Origin of the sequence: Phormidium tenue FACHB-1052, assembly GCF_014696675.1 — a bacterium.
Taxonomy (GTDB): domain Bacteria; phylum Cyanobacteriota; class Cyanobacteriia; order Phormidesmidales; family Phormidesmidaceae; genus Nodosilinea; species Nodosilinea tenuis_A.
In genome coordinates this window covers 42,666-64,627 of record NZ_JACJQN010000021.1, presented here as the reverse complement: position 1 = coordinate 64,627, position 21,962 = coordinate 42,666, and the positions used below count along the sequence as shown (strand labels likewise).

General features: G+C 57.0%; 21 protein-coding genes. 10 read left to right on the top strand and 11 right to left on the bottom strand.

The window, feature by feature from the left end; genetic code table 11:
• Position 1: 1 nt before the first annotated feature.
• On the bottom strand, positions 2-1,546 hold the full coding sequence (locus tag H6G07_RS22995; protein ID WP_073610657.1) for an ABC transporter permease subunit: 1,545 nt from the start codon (positions 1,544-1,546) through the stop codon (positions 2-4).
• 170 nt (positions 1,547-1,716) lie between these two features.
• On the opposite strand from H6G07_RS22995, the gene H6G07_RS22990 reads away from it, so the two are divergent.
• From H6G07_RS22990 to H6G07_RS22980, 3 genes are all read left to right on the top strand, one after another.
• A complete protein-coding gene (locus tag H6G07_RS22990) occupies positions 1,717-2,487 on the top strand; it encodes an amino acid ABC transporter ATP-binding protein (RefSeq protein ID WP_073610656.1) in 771 nt (256 codons plus the stop codon).
• 205 nt (positions 2,488-2,692) lie between these two features.
• Positions 2,693-3,301, top strand: coding sequence for a 30S ribosomal protein S4 (rpsD, locus tag H6G07_RS22985; protein WP_073610655.1), 609 nt, complete (start codon positions 2,693-2,695; stop codon positions 3,299-3,301).
• 210 nt (positions 3,302-3,511) lie between these two features.
• Positions 3,512-3,784, top strand: coding sequence for an HNH endonuclease (locus H6G07_RS22980; RefSeq protein WP_073610654.1), 273 nt, complete (start codon positions 3,512-3,514; stop codon positions 3,782-3,784).
• 6 nt (positions 3,785-3,790) lie between these two features.
• Here the strand turns inward: H6G07_RS22980 and H6G07_RS22975 are convergent, their stop codons facing one another.
• The 4 genes from H6G07_RS22975 to H6G07_RS22960 all read right to left on the bottom strand — a co-directional run bounded on the left by H6G07_RS22975 (position 3,791) and on the right by H6G07_RS22960 (position 8,054).
• Complete coding sequence (locus H6G07_RS22975; RefSeq protein WP_073610653.1) at positions 3,791-4,321, bottom strand: universal stress protein; 531 nt, start codon at positions 4,319-4,321, stop codon at positions 3,791-3,793.
• Between the two features lie 323 nt (positions 4,322-4,644).
• A complete protein-coding gene (locus H6G07_RS22970) occupies positions 4,645-6,174 on the bottom strand; it encodes a cytochrome P450 (RefSeq protein WP_073610652.1) in 1,530 nt (509 codons plus the stop codon).
• A 77-nt stretch (positions 6,175-6,251) separates the two neighbouring features.
• Positions 6,252-7,697 carry a PepSY-associated TM helix domain-containing protein gene (locus tag H6G07_RS22965; RefSeq protein WP_084173569.1) on the bottom strand — a complete coding sequence of 482 codons (1,446 nt, stop codon included), beginning with the start codon at positions 7,695-7,697 and terminating at the stop codon, positions 6,252-6,254.
• Positions 7,698-7,793: 96 nt separating this feature from the next.
• A complete protein-coding gene (locus tag H6G07_RS22960; protein ID WP_190740793.1) occupies positions 7,794-8,054 on the bottom strand; it encodes a response regulator in 261 nt (86 codons plus the stop codon).
• A 43-nt stretch (positions 8,055-8,097) separates the two neighbouring features.
• Here H6G07_RS22960 and uvrB point away from each other — a divergent pair, with 43 nt between their 5' ends.
• On the top strand, positions 8,098-10,101 hold the full coding sequence (gene uvrB, locus H6G07_RS22955; RefSeq protein WP_073610651.1) for an excinuclease ABC subunit UvrB: 2,004 nt from the start codon (positions 8,098-8,100) through the stop codon (positions 10,099-10,101).
• On the opposite strand, the gene H6G07_RS22950 is transcribed toward uvrB, so the two are convergent.
• Positions 10,077-10,331: a hypothetical protein gene (locus H6G07_RS22950; RefSeq protein WP_073610650.1), complete on the bottom strand. Its 255-nt coding sequence runs from the start codon at positions 10,329-10,331 to the stop codon at positions 10,077-10,079. The genes uvrB and H6G07_RS22950 overlap by 25 nt on opposite strands.
• A 275-nt stretch (positions 10,332-10,606) precedes the next feature.
• Between H6G07_RS22950 and H6G07_RS22945 the strand changes: the two genes are divergently transcribed.
• Together H6G07_RS22945 and H6G07_RS22940 are read left to right on the top strand one after the other, a co-directional pair.
• A complete protein-coding gene (locus H6G07_RS22945) occupies positions 10,607-10,936 on the top strand; it encodes a hypothetical protein (protein ID WP_139297169.1) in 330 nt (109 codons plus the stop codon).
• A gap of 238 nt (positions 10,937-11,174) precedes the next feature.
• Positions 11,175-11,480, top strand: a complete 306-nt coding sequence (locus tag H6G07_RS22940; RefSeq protein ID WP_073610648.1) for a hypothetical protein — start codon at positions 11,175-11,177, stop codon at positions 11,478-11,480.
• A gap of 243 nt (positions 11,481-11,723) precedes the next feature.
• Here the strand turns inward: H6G07_RS22940 and H6G07_RS22935 are convergent, their stop codons facing one another.
• The 3 genes from H6G07_RS22935 to recO form a co-directional block, all read right to left on the bottom strand.
• The gene (locus H6G07_RS22935; RefSeq protein ID WP_073610647.1) at positions 11,724-12,881 is read right to left on the bottom strand and encodes a glycosyltransferase family 4 protein; all 1,158 of its coding nucleotides are present in this window, start codon (positions 12,879-12,881) and stop codon (positions 11,724-11,726) included.
• Between the two features lie 98 nt (positions 12,882-12,979).
• Entirely contained in the window at positions 12,980-14,452 is a 1,473-nt protein-coding gene (locus tag H6G07_RS22930) for an MFS transporter (protein ID WP_073610646.1), read from the bottom strand.
• Positions 14,453-14,499: 47 nt separating this feature from the next.
• Positions 14,500-15,339 (bottom strand): DNA repair protein RecO, encoded by an 840-nt coding sequence (recO, locus tag H6G07_RS22925; protein ID WP_073610645.1) that lies wholly within the window; start codon positions 15,337-15,339, stop codon positions 14,500-14,502.
• A 244-nt stretch (positions 15,340-15,583) separates the two neighbouring features.
• Here recO and H6G07_RS22920 point away from each other — a divergent pair, with 244 nt between their 5' ends.
• The 3 genes from H6G07_RS22920 (at position 15,584) to H6G07_RS22910 (ending at position 17,697) form a co-directional block, all read left to right on the top strand.
• Complete coding sequence (locus H6G07_RS22920) at positions 15,584-15,769, top strand: NAD(P)H dehydrogenase subunit NdhS (RefSeq protein ID WP_073610644.1); 186 nt, start codon at positions 15,584-15,586, stop codon at positions 15,767-15,769.
• Positions 15,770-15,777: 8 nt separating this feature from the next.
• Positions 15,778-16,434: an HAS-barrel domain-containing protein gene (locus H6G07_RS22915; protein ID WP_073610643.1), complete on the top strand. Its 657-nt coding sequence runs from the start codon at positions 15,778-15,780 to the stop codon at positions 16,432-16,434.
• Positions 16,435-16,524: 90 nt separating this feature from the next.
• Positions 16,525-17,697, top strand: a complete 1,173-nt coding sequence (locus H6G07_RS22910) for an NAD(P)/FAD-dependent oxidoreductase (RefSeq protein ID WP_073610642.1) — start codon at positions 16,525-16,527, stop codon at positions 17,695-17,697.
• Positions 17,698-17,858: 161 nt separating this feature from the next.
• Here the strand turns inward: H6G07_RS22910 and murB are convergent, their stop codons facing one another.
• Both murB and murC read right to left on the bottom strand, forming a co-directional pair.
• On the bottom strand, positions 17,859-18,770 hold the full coding sequence (gene murB, locus H6G07_RS22905) for a UDP-N-acetylmuramate dehydrogenase (protein WP_073610641.1): 912 nt from the start codon (positions 18,768-18,770) through the stop codon (positions 17,859-17,861).
• Positions 18,771-18,828: 58 nt separating this feature from the next.
• A complete protein-coding gene (gene murC / locus H6G07_RS22900) occupies positions 18,829-20,346 on the bottom strand; it encodes a UDP-N-acetylmuramate--L-alanine ligase (RefSeq protein WP_073610640.1) in 1,518 nt (505 codons plus the stop codon).
• Positions 20,347-20,891: 545 nt separating this feature from the next.
• Between murC and H6G07_RS22895 the strand changes: the two genes are divergently transcribed.
• Positions 20,892-21,905 (top strand): type I glyceraldehyde-3-phosphate dehydrogenase, encoded by a 1,014-nt coding sequence (locus tag H6G07_RS22895; RefSeq protein WP_073610639.1) that lies wholly within the window; start codon positions 20,892-20,894, stop codon positions 21,903-21,905.
• Positions 21,906-21,962: the final 57 nt, after the last annotated feature.

Sequence of the window (21,962 nt, the reverse complement as noted above, 5' to 3'; positions counted from 1 at the left end):
CCTAAACCCCGATCGCTGAGGGTACCGGATCTTTCTTCACCTTCTTAGGCCGGTTGATCGGGTCCATGTAGGTCTCTAAGCGCCTAAAGGCAATGGATGCTAGGGAGGTCATAATTAGATACACAAGCGCTACCCCAAAATACACCTGAAAGGCGGCGTATGTGTTTGCTACGATCAGCTCACCTTGGCGAAGTAGCTCGTTAAACCCAATCACCGAGGCCAAGCTGGTGTCTTTGATCAGGGTGATGAACTCGTTGCCCAGTGGAGGAACAATGCGCCGAAACGCCTGGGGAAAGACCACGTAGCGCATGGTTTCTACTGGGTTCATGGCGAGGGATTCACCCGCCTCCCACTGGCCGCGATCGATAGACTGAATGCCGCCTCGCAGAATCTCTGAGAGGTAGGCAGCCACATTGAGACTGAGCGCCAAAATGGCAGCAAAAATTTGGTTGAAGCTAATGTCAATGCCTAGCCCCTGCAACAGCGCTGGCAGGCCGAAATAGATCATATATAGCTGCACTAGCATGGGCGTGCCGCGAAAGAAGTCGACGTAGATGCGGCACAGCCAGCGCAAGGGCTTAATGGGCGAGATCATGGCAAAGGCCACTAGAGAACCGCCAATCAGCCCAAAGAAAAATGAGGCTGCGGTCAGCAGAATAGTAATCCAGGCTCCCTTGAACAGGTTCTTAAATAGCCTTCCCCAGGCAAAGCCGCTATCGGTGCCGCTGGTCGCCAGGGCTGGAGCTACAGTCGGCAGAACAGGTGGGTCAGACAAAAACCACTTGCGATAGATCTGGGCGTAGGTGCCGTCTTGGATGACAGTTCCTAGAGCAGTGTTCATTTCATCGAGCAGCGCTGAGCCCTTTGGCAGAGCAATGCCGTAGTACTCTTCGGTGACAAGTTCACCGACAATTTTGGCCCCCGTTAGGTTTGCTTCGTTGATGGCATAAAGCGTTACCGGCAAATCGTTAACAACGGCATCCACGTTGCCATTGATCAGCTCTTGTAGCGCTAGAGGGGCATTGTCAAACTGTCTGACTGTGGCTCCTTCCACAGAGCTGGCTTTTGCGGCACCCGTGGTGCCGATCGCCACTGCGATCCGCTTACCTGTCAGATCTTCGAAGGACTTGATTTCTGAATCGCTCTCTCGTACAGCGATGGCCAGCCCCGCCTCAAAGTAAGGCCGGGTAAAGTCGACAGTCAAGGCGCGATCGGCGGTAATGGTCATGCCGCTAATGGCCGCGTCAATGCTCTTGCCCTGGATGGCCGGCACCAGTCCATCAAAGGGCAGACCGATGAATTGCGCCTCTTTACCAGCCGCCTCGGCCATGGCCGTCATCAGCTCGATGTCAAACCCGACAAAAGCCCCTGTGGCTTCATCCTTCATTTCAAAGGGGGGGAAGGCTGGTTCGGTGCCTACCCGCCAGACTGCCGGAGTATCTTGGCCCAGGGCGGCAAGCTGAGTTGCCCCGAACCCGAGCAGCAATCCCAGCACCAACGCTAAACAGCGCTTTATCCAGCGCAAGCCAAACGGACGAAAAACCATGTCGGCGACACTCTACAACAACTAGCTTCCGGCAGCTTCCGGGCGATCGCAACCGGATTGTGTTGCACAATAGTCAATTCCCTCCGGGATAAAATGTATTCTGTGATACAGATGTCTCCGGTTGCCAGTGATTCTCTGATAGAGACTAAGCTCTGTCATTGCGCCCGCCCATGACGACCACTATGACCGCGATCGCCACGCCCGTGATTGCCTGCGAAAATCTGTACAAAAGCTATGGTTCGCTGGAGGTCTTAAAAGGAGTAAGCACCTCCTTTACCAAGGGCGATGTGGTGTCGATTATTGGGCCCTCGGGCTGCGGCAAAAGCACGTTTCTGCGCTGCCTCAACCGGCTAGAGGCCATCAACCAGGGCCACCTGGAAGTCATGGGCCAAGACATGTCGGCCCCAAAACTTCCCTGGAAGGCGCTCTACCACCTGCGCAGCCAGGTGAGCATGGTGTTCCAGCACTTCAACCTGTTTCCCCACCTGACAGTGATTGAGAATCTGATGCTCTCGCCCCGCAAGGTGCTCAAGCATTCCGAGGCCGACTGTCGCGACCTGGCCAGTCAGTACCTGGCGAAGGTGGGCCTGGGCGATCGCGCCGATGCCTACCCCGAGCAGCTCTCCGGCGGACAAAAGCAGCGGGTGGCGATCGCCCGCAGCCTCTGCATGCGCCCCGAAGCCATTTTGTTTGACGAGCCCACCAGCGCCCTTGACCCCGAGCTAGTGGGCGAGGTGCTGGGCGTCATGCGCCAGCTTGCCGAAGAGGGCATGACGATGATTGTGGTCACCCACGAAATGCAGTTTGCCCGCGAAGTCTCCAACCGGGTACTGTTCTTTAACGACGGCCTGATTGAGGAAGAGGGCGTCCCTGCCGAGGTGTTTAGCAACCCCCGTAGCGTTCGCCTCAAGTCGTTCCTCAGTCGCCTAAGTCAGCATTAGTAAGGTTTAAGGTATCGGGTGTAGGGTCTAAGAGGTTGCCCTAGACCTTGAACCCTACACCCTGTACCCCAGTTCCTTCTCTCCTCTGTCACCGATCTCAGCAAAATTCCATCTACAAAGATTGATCTAAGCGTGGATCAACGCTAAGATTAGAATCTTTGGAAATTGCTTCCAACGTTAGACATTGTTCGGAGAGTAAACGTTTATGGCGCGATATAGAGGCGCTCGCCTGCGGGTTGTACGCCGCTTGGGTGAGCTACCGGGTCTGTCCCGCAAATCCCCCCGCAAGGCTTATCCGCCGGGGCAGCACGGCCAAGACCGCAAGAAAAAGTCTGAGTACGCAGTTCGGCTAGAAGAAAAGCAGAAGCTGCGCTTTAACTACGGTCTGACCGAAAAGCAGCTGCTTCGCTACGTGAAGAAAGCTCGTCGGGCCGGTGGTTCGACCGGGTTAGTAATTCTACAACTGCTCGAAATGCGGCTCGACAACACCGTGTTTCGCCTTGGGTTTGGGCCGACCATTCCTTCGGCGCGACAGGTGGTTAACCACGGCCACATCTGCGTGAATGGCCGCGTAGTGTCGATTCCTAGCTATCAGTGTCGGGCTGGCGATGTGATCACCGTACGCGATCGCGAAGCTTCCAAAAAACTGGTCGAAGCCAACCTGGAGTTCCCCGGTTTGGCCAACGTGCCCGCCCACCTTGAGCTTGACAAAGCCAAGCTCACCGCTAAGGTCAATGGCATCATTGAGCGCGAGTGGGTGGCCCTCAACGTCAACGAACTGCTTGTGGTTGAGTACTACTCCCGTAAGGCCTAAGGCTGCTGGTCATTACTGGAGTTTGTTTGCTGGCCGAACGGTCATCGCTTACCGCCCATAGCGCATTACTCTTACTCAATTAATTTACAGTTTGGCTCCTGGCCCGTCAGCTAGGAGCCATTTTTTTGCGCTTCCAGTTTTGCAGCCTCAGTTTTGCGTCTCTCGGGCAAATTCGTAAGAATAAAACTACTCCCTATTGCGGCTGCGCCTATGCCCTGCCAGTTGTGCCAGCGTCCCGTAGACGATCTCACCGAACACCACCTGGTGCCGCGCCAACACACCCGCCGCCGCCAACTGCCCACTAGCGAGACGGTGCTGCTGTGCCGACCCTGCCACAAACAGATTCACACCCTGTTTGACAATCACACCCTGGCTCGCGACCTGAATACGTTAGAGCAGCTACAGGCAGAACCCAAACTCCAAACGTTTGTCGCCTGGGTTCGCAAACAGCAGCCCCACAAGCGGGTGCGAAGCTACCGATAGGCGCTACTAGGTTGTAGCGCTAGCTGTGGTGGTCTCAGCGGGGGCAGCTAGCTTGCTGTTGTTGTGGTGCACCACCAGCACCGAGCAGTTGGCATGGTGCATGACATAGTTGCTGACGCTGCCCAGCAGCAGCTCGCTGAGGCCCTTGCGACCGTGGCTGCCCACCATAATCAAGTCAGCACCCCAGGAGTCGGCTATGTTACAGAGGGTGGCCGCCGGTTCCCCAGAGGTCTGGGTAAATTCGGCGCTGACGCCAACGGCTCTGGCGCGATCGAGTTCTTGCCGCAGTTGGGCAATGCCCTGGGCCTCAAATTCTTCCCAGCGTTTTTGGTAGAGTCGCCAGGTTGAGTCTTCGAGCACGGGGTAGTAGGCCTGGTACGAGCGAATGGGAATACCGGGGCTGCCTTCCTCGTAGGCCGACAGCACGTGCACGAGCATCAAGTCGGCCTGGGTGGCTTTGGCCAAGTCGAGGGCGTTTTGCAAGATCTCTTGCCGGTGGGCAGAGTTGTCGAGAGCAACCAGAATTTTTTTGAACATAGCGGTGAGTCTCCTGTTTGACAGGCCCGCGTTTTAGGCTCTCTGTTTCACAATTTTGGAATGCAGCGGTAGAGACAGTGATGGAGCCAGGCCAGGGGCAATGCGGCTACACTTCTATTATAAAAAGCCCTGTGACCCGGCAGGGCTGGCCGTAACAATGCCTTACGGTGAGGTGAATAATCAGGCAGCGGGCTTCACGGTTCGTAAGAGGTGCGGTTCTCCTTTGGAGAGGCTGCGCCAACGTCCTGCTGGGCCGATCTTTGAGCACCGCGCCAAAGCCTCTTTCAAGGCTATAACTCTTCAACGAATCGAGGACTCCTCGCCTAAGGGCTGCGGCGTTGCAGATAGACCGGCATTCTATCGACGGGGTAGATCAGCAAATTCTGTTTCAGATTTTCTACCGACGATCGCCCATTCACCAACTCCCAGTCAAAGTGCCGCAGCAGATAGGCCAGCATCAGGGTCGATTCCAGCATGGCTAGGTGTTCGCCCAGGCAGCGGTGGGGGCCAGAGCCAAAGTCAATCATGGGTGGGGCCGGGTTTTGGCGATCTTCCGTGAGCCAGCGATCGGGCCAAAATTTCTCTGGCTGGGGATAGGTCTCGGGGTCGCGCCCGGCTCCCAGGGTTGACCAAAACAGGCGTGCTCCAGTTGGTACTGCAATGCCGTCAACAACAATGTCGCGGGTCGCTTGCAGCGAGGTGGTGCCCGACGCCACAGAATAAAGCCGCAGGGTTTCTTTGACGACCCCTTGCAGGTAGCTGAGCGGCTTGAGGCTGGCCAGAGTGATGGCATCTTGCTCGTCAAAAACGCGATCGACGGCAGCCTGAGCTTTTTGCAACACCGAAGGGTTGAGGGCTAGCTCGCCCACGGCGAAGGACAGGGTGTGGGCGGTGGTGTCTGTACCGGCGATCAGCATTTCCACGATTTCGGGCAGCAGGGTGGCGCGGGTGTAGCGGGGTTCTTTGGCGGCAATTTTGACCAGTATTGACTGTTGGAATAGGGGGCTGGCTTTTGCTAAGGCGGCGGGGTCGCCGTCGCGCAGCTCTAGGGCCAGGTCGATGCGCGATCGCAAAAAGCCTTCTAAATAGCGGCGGGCAGCCCAATAGTCTTTGCTCGCCTGGGTGGGCAGATACTTTTTCCAGGCCTTTTCGCCAACGGCCATCCGCAAAAAACGATAGGTCAAGACCGCCATCGCGTCGTAGGTCGGTTCAATCTCCAGGGGTGGGCCTTCGGGACTGGGCTGGCTGGGGTCGATGGGAATGCCCAGCACCAGAGCGGCAATTACCCGCATGGTCAACTCCACAAAGAGTGGATCCATGGGCACCGGTTCCCCCGGTGGGGTGGCTTGCAGCTGGGTCACAGTCTGGTGACAAGCTTGTTCGACCAGGGCGAAATAGTGACTGACGCCGCTAGAGCTAAACTCGGGGTTCCAGGCCTTGCGTCGCCACTGCCACTCGGCCCCATCTTTACCAATCATGATCGGCCCCATCAGGTCGTTCCAGGCCTGCTGCGAATTGCCGGTGCGCGCCAGGCTGCCGTCGCGGGTGCCCTGCACAATGGTGCTGTCGATCAGTTTGGGCTGGCTGAGCACTAGCACCGGATAGCCAACCCAGTAGACATACTTGGGGCCAAATTCTTTTGACCAGTCAAACAAAATCTGAAAGAGCTGTCGATTTTTGACTGCCCCGAGCAGTTGGGGGATGTTGCCCAGCAGCCAGTGCTGGGGCGGAGAGGGCAGCGATCGCAGCGACTTAAAGCGCTGTTGCTTAGCCCACCGCTGCCATCCCAATAGACCAACTGCCCCCAGGACGAGCGGTAGCCAAAAAAGCGGAGCACCCAACAACTGAGCCATAGGACTTATCCGCAGAGGACAAAGATGCGCCGATTATACAGGCCTTAGTTTGGCTGTCTAAGCATGATCAATCACACTTAATTAAAGATGCGTCTGAAGGCAGGAATGCGGTTCAACACAAGGTAGTCCAACAGCAGCACAACGACCAGGGAAAGACCAACCAGGGGAAACACTAGCCCCAGCACGGCAACAAGTGCCAATGGGATACGCCAGTTCTGTACATAGGCGGGCAGGGCAGGAGCGCCGATTAGCCCAGTCCCCTGGGGGCGGCGCTGCCACCACATGGCAACTCCGGTGATGGCGAGCAGTATCACGATCAACGCCGCCACCAGCATGAGCAACTGATTGGCGAACCCAAAATATCTCCCCATGTGAATGGCCGTTCCCATCTCCACGGCTTTAGGAACCAGACCATAATCTTTCCAGCGCACATCGGCCAGCACGGTACCGCTGTACTGATCAACATGCAGAGTCACCTCCTGGGTGGGGTCGGGAGGAAAGGCCGAAATGGTAAACACCCCGGTCTCGTCTGCTGGCAACGTCACATTAAAGCCGGGGGGAGCACCTTTAGCTTGCGCTAGGGCGATCACAGCGTCCAGGCTAACGGGGGTGCCAGAGGCCAGACCAGGCTGGGTCGGTGCCGACTCGCCGTGGTGACCCGAGTGATCGGTTTGGCCCGAAGGAGCGGATCGAGGTATGGGTAGCTGTTCTACGGCCCAGGGCACCACCTGACCTCGCTGGTTGAGTGAGCCTGTCAACACAGCAGACTGAGGAATGTCGTCCCACATTTGAGCCGGGAACTGACTCGACACTTGGGCAAAGGTCTCTCCCCAAAAACCCGTCCAGGGTAAGCCGGTCAGAATCAAAAAACCAATGAGAAGAACGCCATAAAACCCCGGTACAGCATGCAAGTCTCGCCAAAATATCCGTTTGTTTTGGCTCCAGAGGCGCGGAATTAAGGTGCCCAAAACAGCGAATTGTTGGCGCGGCCACCATAAATACAGCCCTGTGATCAGCAGCACTAAACCCCAACAGGCGGCTAGCTCAACTAAATAGTCGCCGAGTTTGCCAATCAGTAACTCGCCGTGAATCTTGCGGGCGATCGCCTGCAAATTGTTGTCCTCATCGCGATCGCCTAAAACCTTTCCGCTGTGAGGGTCAACGAACACCATCAAATTGCGCTCATTCGCCGTTGTTACTAGCACCTCAGTACTGCGATTGGTGGCTACGGGCGGCGTCACCTGAGTAACCACGGCTGCGGGATAGGCCCTTTCAACGGCCTGTATCTGCTCGATGTAAGAAGTAGTAGTAGAACTAGGCTGCACAACCATGCGGTCGTGATACATAGCCACATCTAGCTGGGGCTTAAAGAGGTAAATAATGCCCGTCGCGGCCAGAATCACCATGAAGGGAATCACAAATAGCCCGGCGTAGAAGTGCCAGCGCCAGACCGTGCGATAACAGCGATTCCCAGGCGATCGGGTGGCCGAGGGTTGACCTACAGCCAGGTTAGATGGTTTCATGCCAGTGTTTTTGCCCAAAGCAAAGGGTCTGGCTAACATGCCTTGCCAGCCAAGATTTTGTCAAAAGACACGGCGTCAAACCTTTACCCAATAGAGCTAAGGGTTTGGCTGCACTAAGGCGGCGATCGCCTCGATTAGCTGGTCTGGCTCGACAGGCTTGGTCATGTGCGTTTGAAACCCAGCCGCGATCGCCTGCTGGTGGTCGAACTCTCCAGCGTAGGCGGTCAGCGCGATCGCGGAGCTTTTAACGGCGACGGTACCACCGTGCAGCTCAACCCATAGGCATCCCCGCCCCCTTAGGGTGAGATTCGGACAGACACCCTCGTTGGTTTCACCAATTCCTTTGAGATCGGTCATTATTGAAAAAGCGTAGTAGTGTCTTTGTACCGATTGCTGACCTATGGGCGACTTTAACATTCAGGCTCCCTTTGAACCTGCTGGAGACCAACCCAAGGCGATCGCAGGCCTGACCCAGTTTTTGCAAGACAAGACCAAGTACCAAACTCTGCTGGGGGCCACGGGCACGGGCAAAACCCACACCATCGCCCGCGTCATCGACAACATTGGCAAACCCGCCCTGGTGCTGGCCCACAACAAAACCCTCGCCGCCCAGCTCTGCAACGAGCTGCGCGAGTTTTTCCCCGACAACGCCGTCGAATATTTTATTAGCTATTACGACTACTACCAGCCCGAGGCTTACATTCCCACCACCGACACTTACATCGCCAAGACCGCCTCGATCAACGACGAGATCGACATGCTCCGGCACTCGGCCACCCGCTCTTTGTTTGAGCGCAAAGATGTGATTGTGGTCGCCTCGATCAGCTGCATCTACGGTCTAGGGATTCCGTCAGAATACCTGAGAGCCTCGATTCCGCTGCACGTGGGCATGGAGGTCAACCAGCGCCAGGTGCTGCGCGACCTGGCCTCGATTCAGTACGAGCGCAACGATTTAGACCTGGGCCGGGGCAAGTTTCGCGTCAAGGGCGACGTGCTGGAGATCGGCCCCGCCTACGAAGACCGCATCATCCGCATCGAGTTCTTTGGCGACGAGATCGACGCCGTGCGCTACGTTGACCCGATCACCGGAGCCACTCTGCAAAGCATGGAAGGCATCAGCATCTACCCGGCCAAGCACTTTGTCACCCCGGACGATCGCATCGAAGAAGCCTGCCAGGCGATTAAAGATGAGCTGCTAGAGCGTTTGGCGGAGCTAGAGAAGGAGGGGAAGTTACTGGAGGCCCAGCGGCTAGAGCAGCGCACCCGCTACGACTTGGAGATGATCCGCGAGGTGGGCTACTGCAACGGGGTGGAAAACTACGCCCGCCACCTAGCCGGTCGCCAGGCGGGGTCACCGCCCGAGTGTCTGCTCGACTACTTCCCCAAAGACTGGCTGCTGGTGATTGACGAGTCCCACGTCACCATTCCGCAGATTCACGGCATGTACAACGGCGATCGCAGCCGCAAGATGGTGCTGATCGACCACGGCTTTCGCCTGCCCAGCGCCGCCGATAACCGCCCCCTCAAAGCCGAAGAATTTTGGGAGAAGGTGAACCAGTGCATCTTTGTCTCCGCTACCCCCGGCAACTGGGAAATGGAGATTTCCCAAAATAAGGTGGTCGAGCAGATCATTCGCCCCACCGGGGTGCTCGACCCAGAGATCTTTGTGCGCCCCACCGAAGGCCAGGTTGATGACCTGCTGGGCGAAATCAAGGAGCGGGCGGCGCGGCAAGAGCGGGTGCTGATCACCACTTTGACCAAGCGCATGGCCGAAGACCTGACCGACTACTTCGACGAGCACGGCATTCGCGTGCGCTACCTGCACTCCGAGATCCACTCCATCGAGCGGATTGAGATCATCCAAGACCTGCGGGAAGGGCTCTACGACGTGCTGGTGGGGGTCAACCTGCTGCGGGAAGGGTTGGATTTACCGGAAGTTTCCCTCGTGGCAATTTTAGATGCCGATAAGGAAGGGTTTCTGCGGGCCGAGCGATCGCTGATTCAAACCATTGGTCGCGCCGCCCGCCACATTAGCGGTCAGGCAATTCTCTACGGCGATAACCTCACCGACAGCATGGCCAAGGCGATCAGCGAAACCGAACGTCGCCGCGCCATCCAAACCGCCTATAACGAGGCCCATGGCATTACGCCCACCTCAATTATTCGCCGCAACAGCAACTCGATTCTGTCGTTTCTAGAAGTCTCTCGCCGACTCAGTGCCCACGAGCTTGAAGAGGTCTACGAGCACAAAGAAGAGCTGCCCCTGGAAGAAATTCCTGAACTGATTAGCCAGTTTGAGAAGCAGATGAAAGAGGCCGCCAAGAACCTCGACTTTGAGGAAGCGGCTAAGTTTCGCGATCGCATTAAATCGCTGCGCGATCAGCTCTTAGGCAAGCGATCGTAGTGGTCTATCAAGTCTGAATCATCTGCGCTGGGCAGCACGGGGATGGGGTCGCTCCAGTCGTTGGGGTCGGCGTAGCCGTAGGCATAGAGGATTTTGATGGTGCGGTCTATACCTGCAAGACTTCCGTAGAGACGGTAGTGCACCCGCTCAGGTCGGGGCTGAGCTTTCGCAGAGTGAGACGGTGGCAAACTAGACGCACCGCTAGCGTCTAGTTCAAGGTATTCAAACATCGGCTCTGTGTTCTGTACATAGTTGGCTTGTTAAGTCATTGGTGAAGTGAAATCGCAGAGACTCCAAAAGTACCCTCACGGGTAATACCACCGTTGAATAGCATGTTCCATATTGGATATAGAAACGAACCAACGAAGAGCTTCAAACTCGTTGAATGCCTAGAGAGCTATATATTGAGAACTCACAGCATTCGGTTGTTTCTGTGATATCGAGTGGGTTGGTAAGGGCTGCTCAGTATTACAACAACTCCCTTGCCAAAATTAGGAGAAATACCATGGCGTCTCTATTCATCAAATCGCTTACCTGTAACGAAACTGAAGACACCTTTGGCTCGGATGAATGCCTTCTAGAAGTGTTTACCAACGCTGGCCGCAAAACTTACCGAGAGAATATGAACAACGGCGAGGTCTTCGAGATTAACGACGAACTCCCGTTCACCGTCCGAGCTAAGGTTAAACTATGGGATTTGGACTTGGGACGCTGGCCCGACTACAACGATCATCTCGGTACGGTTGTAATTCGTGATACTCCGGTAGAAAACTCCAGCGCCAGTTTCACGCTTGACGGTGCCGACTACGTCCTTACCTATGACGTGAGACCCTAATATTAGGGTGCAGTTAACCAGGATGCATGTCACTTTGAAAGGTGCTTGACTGGAGTATTAATGCAGCGAGGTGGCTGAAAGTCTACATATAAAGCGTTTCAGCCTATGAGTAAAAAACTCTTTTTCAAAAGTGGCATGCTCTCGGTTAACCATTGCAATGCAGCAGATGAGAAAAAATCTTGGTGTTGAGGTCTAGGCTACTTTAGTTTTCGATCGCAACTATAAGGAGAATGAAATCATGATTCGTACCAAGCGTATTGAGGCAGGAGATTGGAGAACTGTGGAAAGCTTTTGGAATGCCAATGGAAAGGCCTTTTTCAAACTTCCTGTTGGTGCTTCAATCAAAGTTCGTTACGGCGTAGGTTTTTTGGGATTCGATAGCCAAAAACAAACTCTTAACGGCTCAGACTATAAACAGTTATCAGTCGGGACTGGCTCAGTTGCACGCGCCAGAATGCAGATCAAAGTGTCTCAAACTACGGATGTCACCTATGACGTCTACGGTGGCGGGGTTGCCGTTACAACCCCAGAGCTCTCTTTTTAGATAGAACTTTGGTGGTAATGATGATGGGTTTGTTGAAGCGATCAAGACGTACTCCATCATACCAATGCTGCACCATCCGCATCGTCGCTTTGAGGGGACAGCCAAGGACGGTTATGGATGTAACTCACCCCAAAAGAGTAGCTTGCCACGGGTGGGCACTGGTTACGGCGGAGCGACAGGTGAACGGCGGGTGAAGTGGTAGGGCGATCGCCCCCACCCCCCTTCCATAACCCACTCTCTCCTTTAGGCTCGCTGCCCACACATCAGGCGCTGTTCCGCCGTCACCTGGCTATACATAGCTTCTAAGGCTGAAATATTGTCTTTCAACGTATAGCGCTGGAGCACCCGCTCGCGGGCCTTATGCCCCAAAAGCTGAGTAATTTCGGGATGGTCGCGCAAAATCGGCAGAATGGTTTGTAGCTGAGTTGATACCCGCTGGGTGTCGAGCACAATGCCCGCCCCCTCCGCCAGCACTTCGCCATCGGCCCCGGCATCGGTGGCAATGCAGGCCGTACCGCAGGCCATCGCCTCCAGCAGCGACAGCGACAGCCCCTCCACCAGCGACGGCAAAATAAACCCATCCGCCGCCCGCAAGATGTCGATACGGCGCTGCTCGTTAGCCAGGTAGCCCAGCCAGATAATGTCGTCCTCGTCGCCGTAGTAGCGCTTTAGCGACGCCTCTAGGGGGCCGCTACCGACGATCGCCAGCTTGCAGTTTGGCCCCATATCGGCCTGCCGCCAGCCCCGCAGCAGCGCCTCCACATTCTTCTCCAGCGAAACGCGCCCTTGGTAGACAAACAGCTGGCGGGCGTAGAGATCGGCCTTCACCGCCGATGGACCCGGCGAGTAGCGGCGGGTATCGACCCCGTTGGGAATCACAACTAGCCTATCGTCGGGCACTCCAAGCTTAGTCAGCAGATCGCGCTGGAGATCGGAGAAGACGATGACGCGATCGTAGTTGGCCAGACAGGGGGCGTAGAGCTGGTAGGTGAGGTGCTGGGTACCTGACGTTATGCTGCGCACCCGGCGATCGAAGGCGGGGTGAAAGGTGGCCACCAGGGGAATATTTAGCTCGGCGCAGATCTCGGGCAGTCGAAAATCGAGCGGCGATAGGGTCAGCGACGCATGCACTACGTCGGGCTGGATGCGCTCTAGCGCCTCGGCCAGCAGCTTTCCTGACTTCAGAGAAGGAATGGTGAGAATCTGCGATTTGAACAGAAAGGGGAGGGGAACTTCCTGCGATCGCTCCGCATAACTGCCCCGGCTGTGGCCATCTTGAGACTGGGCAAAATGGAGAAACGTCACCCGATGACCGCGTTCGAGCAACGCGTTGGTGACCTCTCGGCCATAGGTAACGTTGCCGCAAAAGGGCGATTTCTTGCCAAGCCACGCGATGTGCATGCTGTCCAGCGTTATCCGTTAACAACCTAAACTAGCGCCAGCAAAATGCCGCCGCGATCGCCAAGCCCGCAGATCTGCCTTTGGTAAAAAAATGAAACCTAGCCCGGGGCCTGGGTCTTTCTCATTGCCGTATCGGCAATATACCAGGTTACAACTCCCCCTAGTCCTACCAAGGCTCCCATGCCGACAAAAACATTGGCCAAACCCAGGTGTGCTTCTACCACGCTAGCCAGGGCCAGGGGCAGGCTGAGGGCAATATTGACCATGTTGTTCTGTAAGCCAAACACCTTGCCGCGCATAGATTCCGGCGTTTTTTCTTGGATCAGGGTCTGCATCGGTATGCCGACGAAGGCACCGCACAGCCCCAGGATGGCAATAATCGCCATCGAGGCCCACAACTGCTGGGTTGTCCAGGCCAGGGCAATCAGGCACGCCCCCATGCCCAGGGCACCCCACAGACTCAGGTAGCGCCTCGGAAAGCGTGGCCCAAAATTTCCCACCAGCACGGCCCCCAGGCCCAGGCCCAGGCCACCCGCCGCCAGCAAAAAGCCAAATTGCGACGCCTTAATGGCCGGAATCATCTCCGCCAGACGCACCGCTAGCACCGCCAGAGCCGCAAACACCGACGACAGCAGCACCAGCTGAATAATCGCCACCCGCACCTGCACCTGCTCCCCTAAATAGCGCCATCCATCTTTGATGTCAGCCCAAAATTGAGATATATCTTCGTGAGCAGCGGATAAATTCTCTTTTCCGGGATCCATCGTCATCAGGCACAGCCCGGCCACCATATAGCTCAAGCCGACCAAAATCGCCGGGCCGTTGTTGGCGATACCGAGCAGCAGCATTAAGCGATCGGCCAGGGCTAAAATCGGTTCCCCCACGGCAAAACCGACAATTACCGAGGCCATCATGGTGGTGGTATAGAGCGAGTTGGCCGAGAGTAAATCCCCTTCGGCCACAATGAGGGGAATAATCGACTGCTCTGCCGGGGCAAAAAACTGAGTCAGGGTCGAGATCAAAAACGTGACGACCAGCAGCAGCAAAAAGGCTACCGGCAGTCCCATCACTGGCCCCCAACCCGCCGTCAGCCAAATCCCTAAGGGCAGCGCAATCACCAGGCCGCCGCGCAGCAGATTAGACCACACCAGCACCGGACGCTTGCGCCAGCGGTCTACAAACACCCCCGCCAGCGCCCCAAACAGCACCGCCGGTACAGTAAAGGCAATCATCACCGCCGACACCCAGCCGCTGATGCTCTGCCCTGGGGTATCAAACCGGGCGGCGATGATGGCAATCATCAGCACTAGATAGACCTTATCGGCGAGCTGGGAAAACAGCTGCCCTGTCCACAAAATCAAAAAATTGCGGTTTCGGAAAATGGCCCGAAACCCATTCTCAGGCTCTGGGTCAGTAGCCTCAGATGCAGAAGCAGCGGGCAAAGTGGCGGTTTGGGTTGCGGAGTCTGCCCCAGTGCCTAGGTCGGTGCCATGGCCAGACCCTCGATCCTCTGCCTGGGGCAAATGGTTTGCCTTGGTAGCCTCTGTATTAGCTTCAAACTCACGGAGCATGGGGTAACCAACGAACCTGGGCACTGGGCGGCGCAATATCCAGCAGTTTAAAGGGTAGCTAAACAGACATCAACCAAAGCCGCCGACCGAATGGGACGTTCAAAGTAGTTCTCAGTATATTCTCGCAGAAGCCGCTCGACTCGTGCCCATAGCTGCTGGGTTTTTCCGGTCTGGGAGCTTGGGCTCTCTAGCCCCATGGGTAGGGTGGATAAAATCTCTGGCTTGGTGAGCTGTTGGAGTAAGGCGACATCGGTGGCGGTGAGCAACAGGGGGCGTTTGGTGGGTTGACCGTAGTGGCCTTGCCCCTCACCGAGCTGGGTGGCCCCGTCGGTCTGTATCAGTCCCCCCGCTTCGGAACTAAACTCTACTCGCCAGGCGGGGTCGAGTAGATTGGGCACAATCTCATTCCGGCTGAGGGTGCATCGGTGAACCTCTGGAGCCACCCCCGACAGGGCCAGCAGGTGATATAACCCGTGGCACAGGGCCGCTAGCACTGCCCCTGACGATGCCGTTTCCAGCCGTTCTAGATGTTCCACAAAGACGTGAAACAGATCGCTCTGGGGAGAATCGCTGAGAGCCATCAGTAACACGACCTCCGCTAGATACTGGCTGGCTGTGAGTCGGGATAGGTGCCGACTCAGCCCAGGAAAGGTGCGTACAGTCTCGGCCTGAATGAGCTTGTCGAGCCGCTTGCCCTTCACCACCAAGCATTCGTTAATGACGAAGAGATCGCTGCGTCCGCCCAGCCGCGATTGGTGCTTGCGCGACCCTGGTGCCACCGCCCGCACCAGCCCGATCTCGGGGGTAAGGATGGTCAGCAGGCGATCGGTTTCCCCTAGGGGCATGGCCTTGAGGTTGATGCCAGTGGCTTTATAGGTTTGGCTCATAGGGTAGTACAGGGCTAGAGCTTTAGCATAACGCTCTGGCCAAGAAAGACTCGGCCCGACGCAGGTTGGGTAGCGTAGGGGGCGATCGCTCACAGAGCAACGCTAAAACTCAGGGAAAATCTTGCCCTGGCCACTGGTCGATCCCTTGACACCAACCGGCTCTAAGTACGAAATCCGCTGGCAGTAATAGGCCAGTTCAGCACATTGCCTTAAACTGTAGGGGCAGCTCAAAAGTATTAGTATCATGATTTTTCCTGGGGCTCCGGTTACGGTGATCAACATCAACGATACCTACTACGGTTTTCAGGGTCTGGTGCAGCGCATTACTGACGGCAAGGTAGCGGTGCTGTTTGAGGGCGGCAACTGGGATAAGCTGGTCACCTTTGAGATGTCTGAGCTGGAGCCGGTGAGTTCTGGCAAGCGGCGCTAGGTATCGCCATGCGCTTACCTCTGCCCCAGACCACGGCCCCAGCGCGGCAGCCCAATCACATCGCCGAGGTGATTGAAACCGCCACTACCGAATTTTTGGCCCAGTGCCTAGAGCCTGAGGCATTGGCGTTTTCGGCCATGCCCCCCTTTGGCAGCTGGGTCACCGCCCTGGATGAGGAGTCGGGCAACACCGTCTATGGGGTGGTCTATCACGCCACCACCAGCCCAATTGACTCCGTACATCGGGCGCGGGCGCTGGGGCTGTCGCTTGAAGATCTGCGCCAGCAGCAGCCGCAGATTTTTGCCATGCTCAAGACCGAGTTTAAGGCAGCGATCGTGGGCTTTCGTGCCCCCGACCTGGCTGGGCGACCCCAGGGGCCAATCTTTCAACACCTGCCGCCCCGGCCACCCCAGGTGCACCAGGGGGTGTATGCCTGCTCTCCTGAAGTCGTGATTGAGTTTACCGAGCAGCTCGATTTTTTAAGAACCCTGTTGGCCATGGGCAGCGCCCCAGTAGACAGCCTGGTGGCAGCCGTGTTGCGCCAGGGCTACCAGCTTCGCAAGCTCGATCGCTCCTGGCTGGTGCAGGCGGGCCGTACCCTCAGCATTTTCTTGAAAGACGACTACGATCGCCTGCGGATTATCCTCAGTCAGATTTACGCCTAAGGTTTTAGGTATAAGGTCTATGGTTGCAGGCGAGGAACCTGCTGTTCCCTTAAACCCTAAACCCGCTCCCCTAAACCTTCGTTAGTAACTATGCAAACCTTTGACTGGATTGTGGTCGGCAACGGTCTGGTGGGGGCAGCGGTCAGCTACGAACTGGCCCACCGGGGGCTGTCTGTGCTACTCATCGATCGCGCCCTAGAGCCCGGCAACGCTACCCGCTACAGCTACGGCGGCATCCCTTACTGGTCGGGCAGCACGGCCCTCACCCAGCAGCTCTGCCAGGAGGGCATTGCCAAGCAGCGCCAGCTCAGCGAAGAACTGGAGGCCGATACCCAGTTCCGCGAGCTAGATCTGGTGCTGACCCTGGCGGCGGACGGTGACCCTGAGGCCGCCGCCACAGCCTATGCCCATTGCGCGACGCCGCCGATCTTTGTGTCGGCCACCGAGGCCCAAGAGCTGGAGCCGCTGCTGAATCGGGATGCGATCGCCGGAGCTTTCACCGTGCGCCATGGCCATGTTTCCCCAGTGGCCCTGGTCAGCGCCTACAACCAGGCGTTTCAGCGCTTGGGCGGCACCCGCATGGTTGCGGCTGTGGTGGATGTGGTGCGGATCAAAGATCGCGTCACGGGCGTTTTAACCACTGAGCAGGCTTGCCCGGCCAAGAATGTTCTGGTGGCGGCAGGGGCCTTTAGCCGAGCGCTGCTGCACCAGGCCCAGGTCAATATTCCGCTCTACTACACCCACGCCGAGCTGATCGAGACACCGCCGCTCGATTTCAGGCTGCGATCGCTGATTATGCCTGCCCAGACCCAGCGCTTTAGGCAGGAATCTGAGGCAAGTCAGCCCGATATCGACGGGCAGTGGGATCAGCCGGGCCATGAGCTAACTCCTGCCATTCTCGACAGCGGGGCGATTCAGTTTGTAGACGGCCATGTCTGCCTGGGCCAGATCAGCCGCACGCTGACCGATCTGGATGCAGAGCTAGATGGGGTGGAGAGCGATCGCACTATGCGGTCTGCCATGGCGGCCCAAATTCCTGCCCTGGCGGATGTGCCGGGTACCTGGCGGCGCTGTCGAGTTAGCTTTAGCCGCGACGGGTTACCGCTGGTAGGAGCCATTCCTGGCGTAGACGGTTTACACGTTATGGCCGGGTTCAGCGCTCCCTTTGTATATCTACCGCCGGTTGCCCAGCGCTTTGCCCAAACCGTGGTGGGTGAGGCGGATAGCGCGATCGCGGCGATGGCCCTCGATCGCCTTTCCTAAAAATTCTGGCGTTGCTGAATCAAGGGATGAATCTGCAAAAGCAACGGTTGCTGCATCGGCCCCCCGACCCCCAAGTTTGGGGGACTTTGAGGTTGTCTGATTCCCCCAGAATTGGGGGGTTAGGGGGGCAAATCATACTGCTGATCAGCAACGCCGAAATTCTAAATACTCGGAAACTCGCCCATAAACTTCACTTCGGTTTGCAGGCGCACGGCCCAGCGGGCTTCTACTTCATCCTGCACATGGCGAATCAGGTGTTGAATATCTGTGGCGGTGGCCCCGCCTAAATTCAAAATAAAGTTGGCGTGGCGCTCGGCCACCTGGGCGTTGCCAATGCGGTAGCCCTTCAGCCCAGTTTTCTCAATCAGCGTCCCGGCGGTGTGGGGGTAGGGGTTGCGAAACACGCTGCCGCAGTTGGGCATATCGTAGGGCTGGGTGGCCCGCCGCTGGTTGAGGCCTGCCAGGGTGTCGGCCATCACCACTTCGGGGTCATGCCCTGGCTCTAGCTGAAAGGTGGCATCCAACACCATCCGCCGCCCCCCTTGCAGGATGGAGGTGCGGTATTGAAACGCTAAATCAGCGGGTGTCATGGTCAGAATGCCGGTCTCGGGGTCGAGCACGGTGGCTGAGGTCAGCACCTCTGCCGCGCAGCCGCCGTGGGCTCCGGCATTCATCACCACTGCACCGCCTACGGTGCCGGGAATGCCCACGGCCCATTCGAGGCCGCGACAGCCGCGCTTGGCAGCCTTCCAAGCCAGCGTGGGTAGTGGCTCGCCCGCTGCTGCGGTAACGCGACCAGCGGCATCAAATTCAGTGCCACGCCAGCGACGGGTACAGATTACCAGACCGGGAATACCGCGATCGCTGATCAGCAAATTCGACCCTGCCCCCAGCGGGGTGATCTTGAGGTTGGCGGCGATCGCCCAGTCTAAAACCTGTTCCAGCTCGCTCTGGTGGCGTGGCATAGCCAGCCATTCCGCCGGGCCACCCACCCGAAAGGTGGTCAGCGACTGTAGCGACACCTGTGGTTTCAGACAGGCAAACTCAGGAGCGACTCCAAGGGTTTGGTTCATAGTCCCAGCTCTCAACAGTCGTTCCCTAGGCTAGCCAACTCCGTTGCGAGGCCTGTGCCTAACAGGCCTCTTGCAGCGAGGGCACCTCGGCCTCCGCGTAGTAAGCCATCACCTGAGGGATGATCTGGTTGAGGTTGCCCGCCCCCATAAACATCACCAGATCGCCGGGCCGCAGGCTGTGGGCCAGAGCGGCCTGAATGTCGTCTAAGGTGTGGCCGTACAAAACCCTTGGATGAGCGTGGCTTACGGCATCAGCTAGTTGGCGACCCGATACTCCAAAGGTATTTTTCTCGCCCGCGCTGTAGATGTCGGCCATGATTACCTGGTCGGCATCTACAAAAGCATCGGTAAAATCGTTCAGTAGCGCTGCCGTACGGCTAAATCGGTGGGGCTGAAACACCGCCACCACGCGGCGGTTATCCTGACGGCTGTCGATTGGCAGAGTCTGATCGGCTTTAATGCGAGCCGCTGCCAGGGTGGCGCGAATCTCGCTGGGGTGGTGGGCATAGTCATCAAAAAACTGAATGCCGTTGTAGCTGCCCCGATGCTCAAATCGACGGCGAGCGCCGCAAAAATTCTCTAACCCCTCGGCAATTTGATCAAAAGCGATGCCCAGGTGCCGCCCGACGGCCACAGCCGCTAAGGCGTTGCTGAGGTTGTGGCAGCCTAGCACTCGCAGACGGAGGCGACCCAAGGGCTGACCCAGTTCCCAAACCAGGGCTGAGGTGCCCTCGGCTCCAAACTGCAAGTCGGTAACGTGATACGTCGCGCCGTTATCGGGGCTAAGGCTATAGGTGACATCGGGCTTGAGGCTGGTGCGTACCACCTCACAGTCGGCGCTGGCGACCAACAGACCACACTGGCGCTGGAAGGTTTGAAAGATCTGCACCACATCTTCCAGGTCGCGGTAGTGGTCGGTGTGGTCTAGCTCGATGTTAGTGACAACGCCAATGCTGGCTGACAGCTTCGATAGGGTGCCATCAGACTCGTCGGCCTCGGCAACTAAGTAGGGCCCTTGGCCCAGGCGAGCATTGCCGCCCCAGCTCGATACTTCACCGCCCACCACAATGGTAGGGTCGAGGTTGGCATTGAGCAGCAAGTGGCCGATCATGCTGCTGGTGGTGGTTTTGCCGTGGGTACCAGCAACGGCGATGCTGCTGTACTCCTGAATGAGGGCGGCCAGCAGGTCAGAGCGGTGCAGAATTGGGCAACCCAGCTCTAAAGCCGCCTGATATTCCGGGTTACGGGTGTCGATCGCAGTGGAACAAACCACTTGGGGACTCGCGTCTGAAGCTATAACCGGCGCAGCCACCGCTACGCTAGAGCCGTTGCGACCGGCGGCGGTGAGGGCTGGCTGATTGGTGGTGAGAAAGTAACTTAGGTTCGCGGCTTCTTGCTGCCAAAAGATGTGGGCCCCGGCCTCTTGCAGGCGACGGGTGATGTGGGTTAAGCGCAGGTCAGATCCTGATACGGGCAGGTTGCGTTTGGTCAAGATGTAGGCCAGTGCCGACATGCCAATGCCCCCTATCCCAATGAAATGAAAGGGTCTGCCGGTAAAATCTACGGAAATCGGCATCGTTACACTCCTTACAACACCACACCACACCAAGTGTCAGGCGTAATCATAGCAAGAATTGCCGAATTGGCCTAAACATCGGTATTAGCCTGGCTGGGCGGTCGTTTGACGGGCTTTCAATTGTGATCCCCAAGGCAGATGCGTTGCGGACGATAGTCTGGTTAACCATCTAAAAAGGTGCCTCACCACAGGCTTACCAATTTCAGTCAGGGAGCATGGGGAAGGCCTAAGGTGCGCTCAGGCCAATCTTTTTCTATATATAAAGCGCCCAACAAAAGTGTCTATCAGGACGGCATATCAATTTTCTATGTAAAAGGAATGGATAAAGTAGAAATACTTATGCTGTTGCTGGGAACTGATTCCATCGTTTGCCAATGGATAGGGCGATCGCTCTTACCTAGTCATAGAGCCTTCGGAGGATACTTTGAGTTTTAGATAGATTCAGTTCAATAGCCGACCCCTATAAAGTAGATCATGCTTTGCGATATTATGGTGTCGTCTAAGAATAGATACCTAGTTCCGACTACAACAGAGGGTTAAACGCAGTGGTTAGAGTAGCAATTAATGGTTTTGGCCGCATTGGCCGTAATTTTCTGCGCTGCTGGTTGACGCGCGAGAACAGCCAGCTTGAGGTGGTCGCTATTAACGATACGTCTGATCCTAAGACTAACTCCCACCTGTTGAAGTATGACTCGATGCTGGGTCGCCTTGATGCCGATGTCAGCGCCGGCGAAGACACCCTGATCGTCAACGGCAAGACTATTAAGTGCTACTCCGATCGCAACCCCAACAACCTGCCCTGGGCCGCCTGGGATATTGACTTGGTAATTGAGTCCACCGGGGTTTTCGTCAGCGAAGAGGGTGCCTCTCGCCACATCGAAGCGGGCGCTAAAAAAGTGCTGATCACCGCGCCGGGCAAAGGCGGCGGCATTGGCACCTACGTCATGGGCGTCAACCACCAAGAGTACACCCACGATCGCCACAACGTGGTCAGCAACGCTAGCTGCACCACCAACTGCCTGGCCCCTGTGGTCAAGGTGCTCAACGACACCTTTGGCATCATCAAAGGCACGATGACCACCACCCACAGCTACACCGGCGACCAGCGGTTGCTCGATGCTAGCCACCGCGACCTGCGTCGGGCCCGTGCTGCGGCACTCAACATTGTGCCTACCACCACCGGGGCAGCTCAGGCTGTGGCTCTGGTGATTCCTGAAATGGCGGGCAAGCTGAACGGCATCGCCCTGCGCGTGCCCACCCCCAACGTGTCGGTGGTCGACCTGGTGGTTCAGGTGGAGAAGCCTGCGATCGCTGACCAGGTTAACCAAGCGCTGAAGTCCGCCGCTGAAGGCCCCATGAAGGGCATTCTGGCCTACAGTGACCTACCTCTGGTCTCCATCGACTACCGCAAGACCGACGAGTCTTCGATCGTTGACTCTAGCCTGACCATGGTGATGGGCGGCGACATGGTGAAAGTGGTGGCCTGGTACGACAACGAGTGGGGCTATAGCCAGCGCGTCGTTGACCTGGCTGAGATGGTAGCCGCTAACTGGAAGTAGACAGCGGCACTCCGCTAGCTCAATTCCCTAACCATTAGGAAAAGGGGGCCGCGATCG

What these genes read in the sequence shown, in the direction of transcription:
- H6G07_RS22995 (WP_073610657.1), bottom strand. Translation starts at nt 1,546, where the DNA reads ATGGTTTTTCGTCCGTTTGGCTTGCGCTGGATAAAGCGCTGTTTAGCG.
- H6G07_RS22990 (WP_073610656.1), top strand. Translation starts at nt 1,717, where the DNA reads ATGACGACCACTATGACCGCGATCGCCACGCCCGTGATTGCCTGCGAA.
- rpsD (WP_073610655.1), top strand. Translation starts at nt 2,693, where the DNA reads ATGGCGCGATATAGAGGCGCTCGCCTGCGGGTTGTACGCCGCTTGGGT.
- H6G07_RS22980 (WP_073610654.1), top strand. Translation starts at nt 3,512, where the DNA reads ATGCCCTGCCAGTTGTGCCAGCGTCCCGTAGACGATCTCACCGAACAC.
- H6G07_RS22975 (WP_073610653.1), bottom strand. Translation starts at nt 4,321, where the DNA reads ATGTTCAAAAAAATTCTGGTTGCTCTCGACAACTCTGCCCACCGGCAA.
- H6G07_RS22970 (WP_073610652.1), bottom strand. Translation starts at nt 6,174, where the DNA reads ATGGCTCAGTTGTTGGGTGCTCCGCTTTTTTGGCTACCGCTCGTCCTG.
- H6G07_RS22965 (WP_084173569.1), bottom strand. Translation starts at nt 7,697, where the DNA reads ATGAAACCATCTAACCTGGCTGTAGGTCAACCCTCGGCCACCCGATCG.
- H6G07_RS22960 (WP_190740793.1), bottom strand. Translation starts at nt 8,054, where the DNA reads ATGACCGATCTCAAAGGAATTGGTGAAACCAACGAGGGTGTCTGTCCG.
- uvrB (WP_073610651.1), top strand. Translation starts at nt 8,098, where the DNA reads ATGGGCGACTTTAACATTCAGGCTCCCTTTGAACCTGCTGGAGACCAA.
- H6G07_RS22950 (WP_073610650.1), bottom strand. Translation starts at nt 10,331, where the DNA reads ATGTTTGAATACCTTGAACTAGACGCTAGCGGTGCGTCTAGTTTGCCA.
- H6G07_RS22945 (WP_139297169.1), top strand. Translation starts at nt 10,607, where the DNA reads ATGGCGTCTCTATTCATCAAATCGCTTACCTGTAACGAAACTGAAGAC.
- H6G07_RS22940 (WP_073610648.1), top strand. Translation starts at nt 11,175, where the DNA reads ATGATTCGTACCAAGCGTATTGAGGCAGGAGATTGGAGAACTGTGGAA.
- H6G07_RS22935 (WP_073610647.1), bottom strand. Translation starts at nt 12,881, where the DNA reads ATGCACATCGCGTGGCTTGGCAAGAAATCGCCCTTTTGCGGCAACGTT.
- H6G07_RS22930 (WP_073610646.1), bottom strand. Translation starts at nt 14,452, where the DNA reads ATGCTCCGTGAGTTTGAAGCTAATACAGAGGCTACCAAGGCAAACCAT.
- recO (WP_073610645.1), bottom strand. Translation starts at nt 15,339, where the DNA reads ATGAGCCAAACCTATAAAGCCACTGGCATCAACCTCAAGGCCATGCCC.
- H6G07_RS22920 (WP_073610644.1), top strand. Translation starts at nt 15,584, where the DNA reads ATGATTTTTCCTGGGGCTCCGGTTACGGTGATCAACATCAACGATACC.
- H6G07_RS22915 (WP_073610643.1), top strand. Translation starts at nt 15,778, where the DNA reads ATGCGCTTACCTCTGCCCCAGACCACGGCCCCAGCGCGGCAGCCCAAT.
- H6G07_RS22910 (WP_073610642.1), top strand. Translation starts at nt 16,525, where the DNA reads ATGCAAACCTTTGACTGGATTGTGGTCGGCAACGGTCTGGTGGGGGCA.
- murB (WP_073610641.1), bottom strand. Translation starts at nt 18,770, where the DNA reads ATGAACCAAACCCTTGGAGTCGCTCCTGAGTTTGCCTGTCTGAAACCA.
- murC (WP_073610640.1), bottom strand. Translation starts at nt 20,346, where the DNA reads ATGCCGATTTCCGTAGATTTTACCGGCAGACCCTTTCATTTCATTGGG.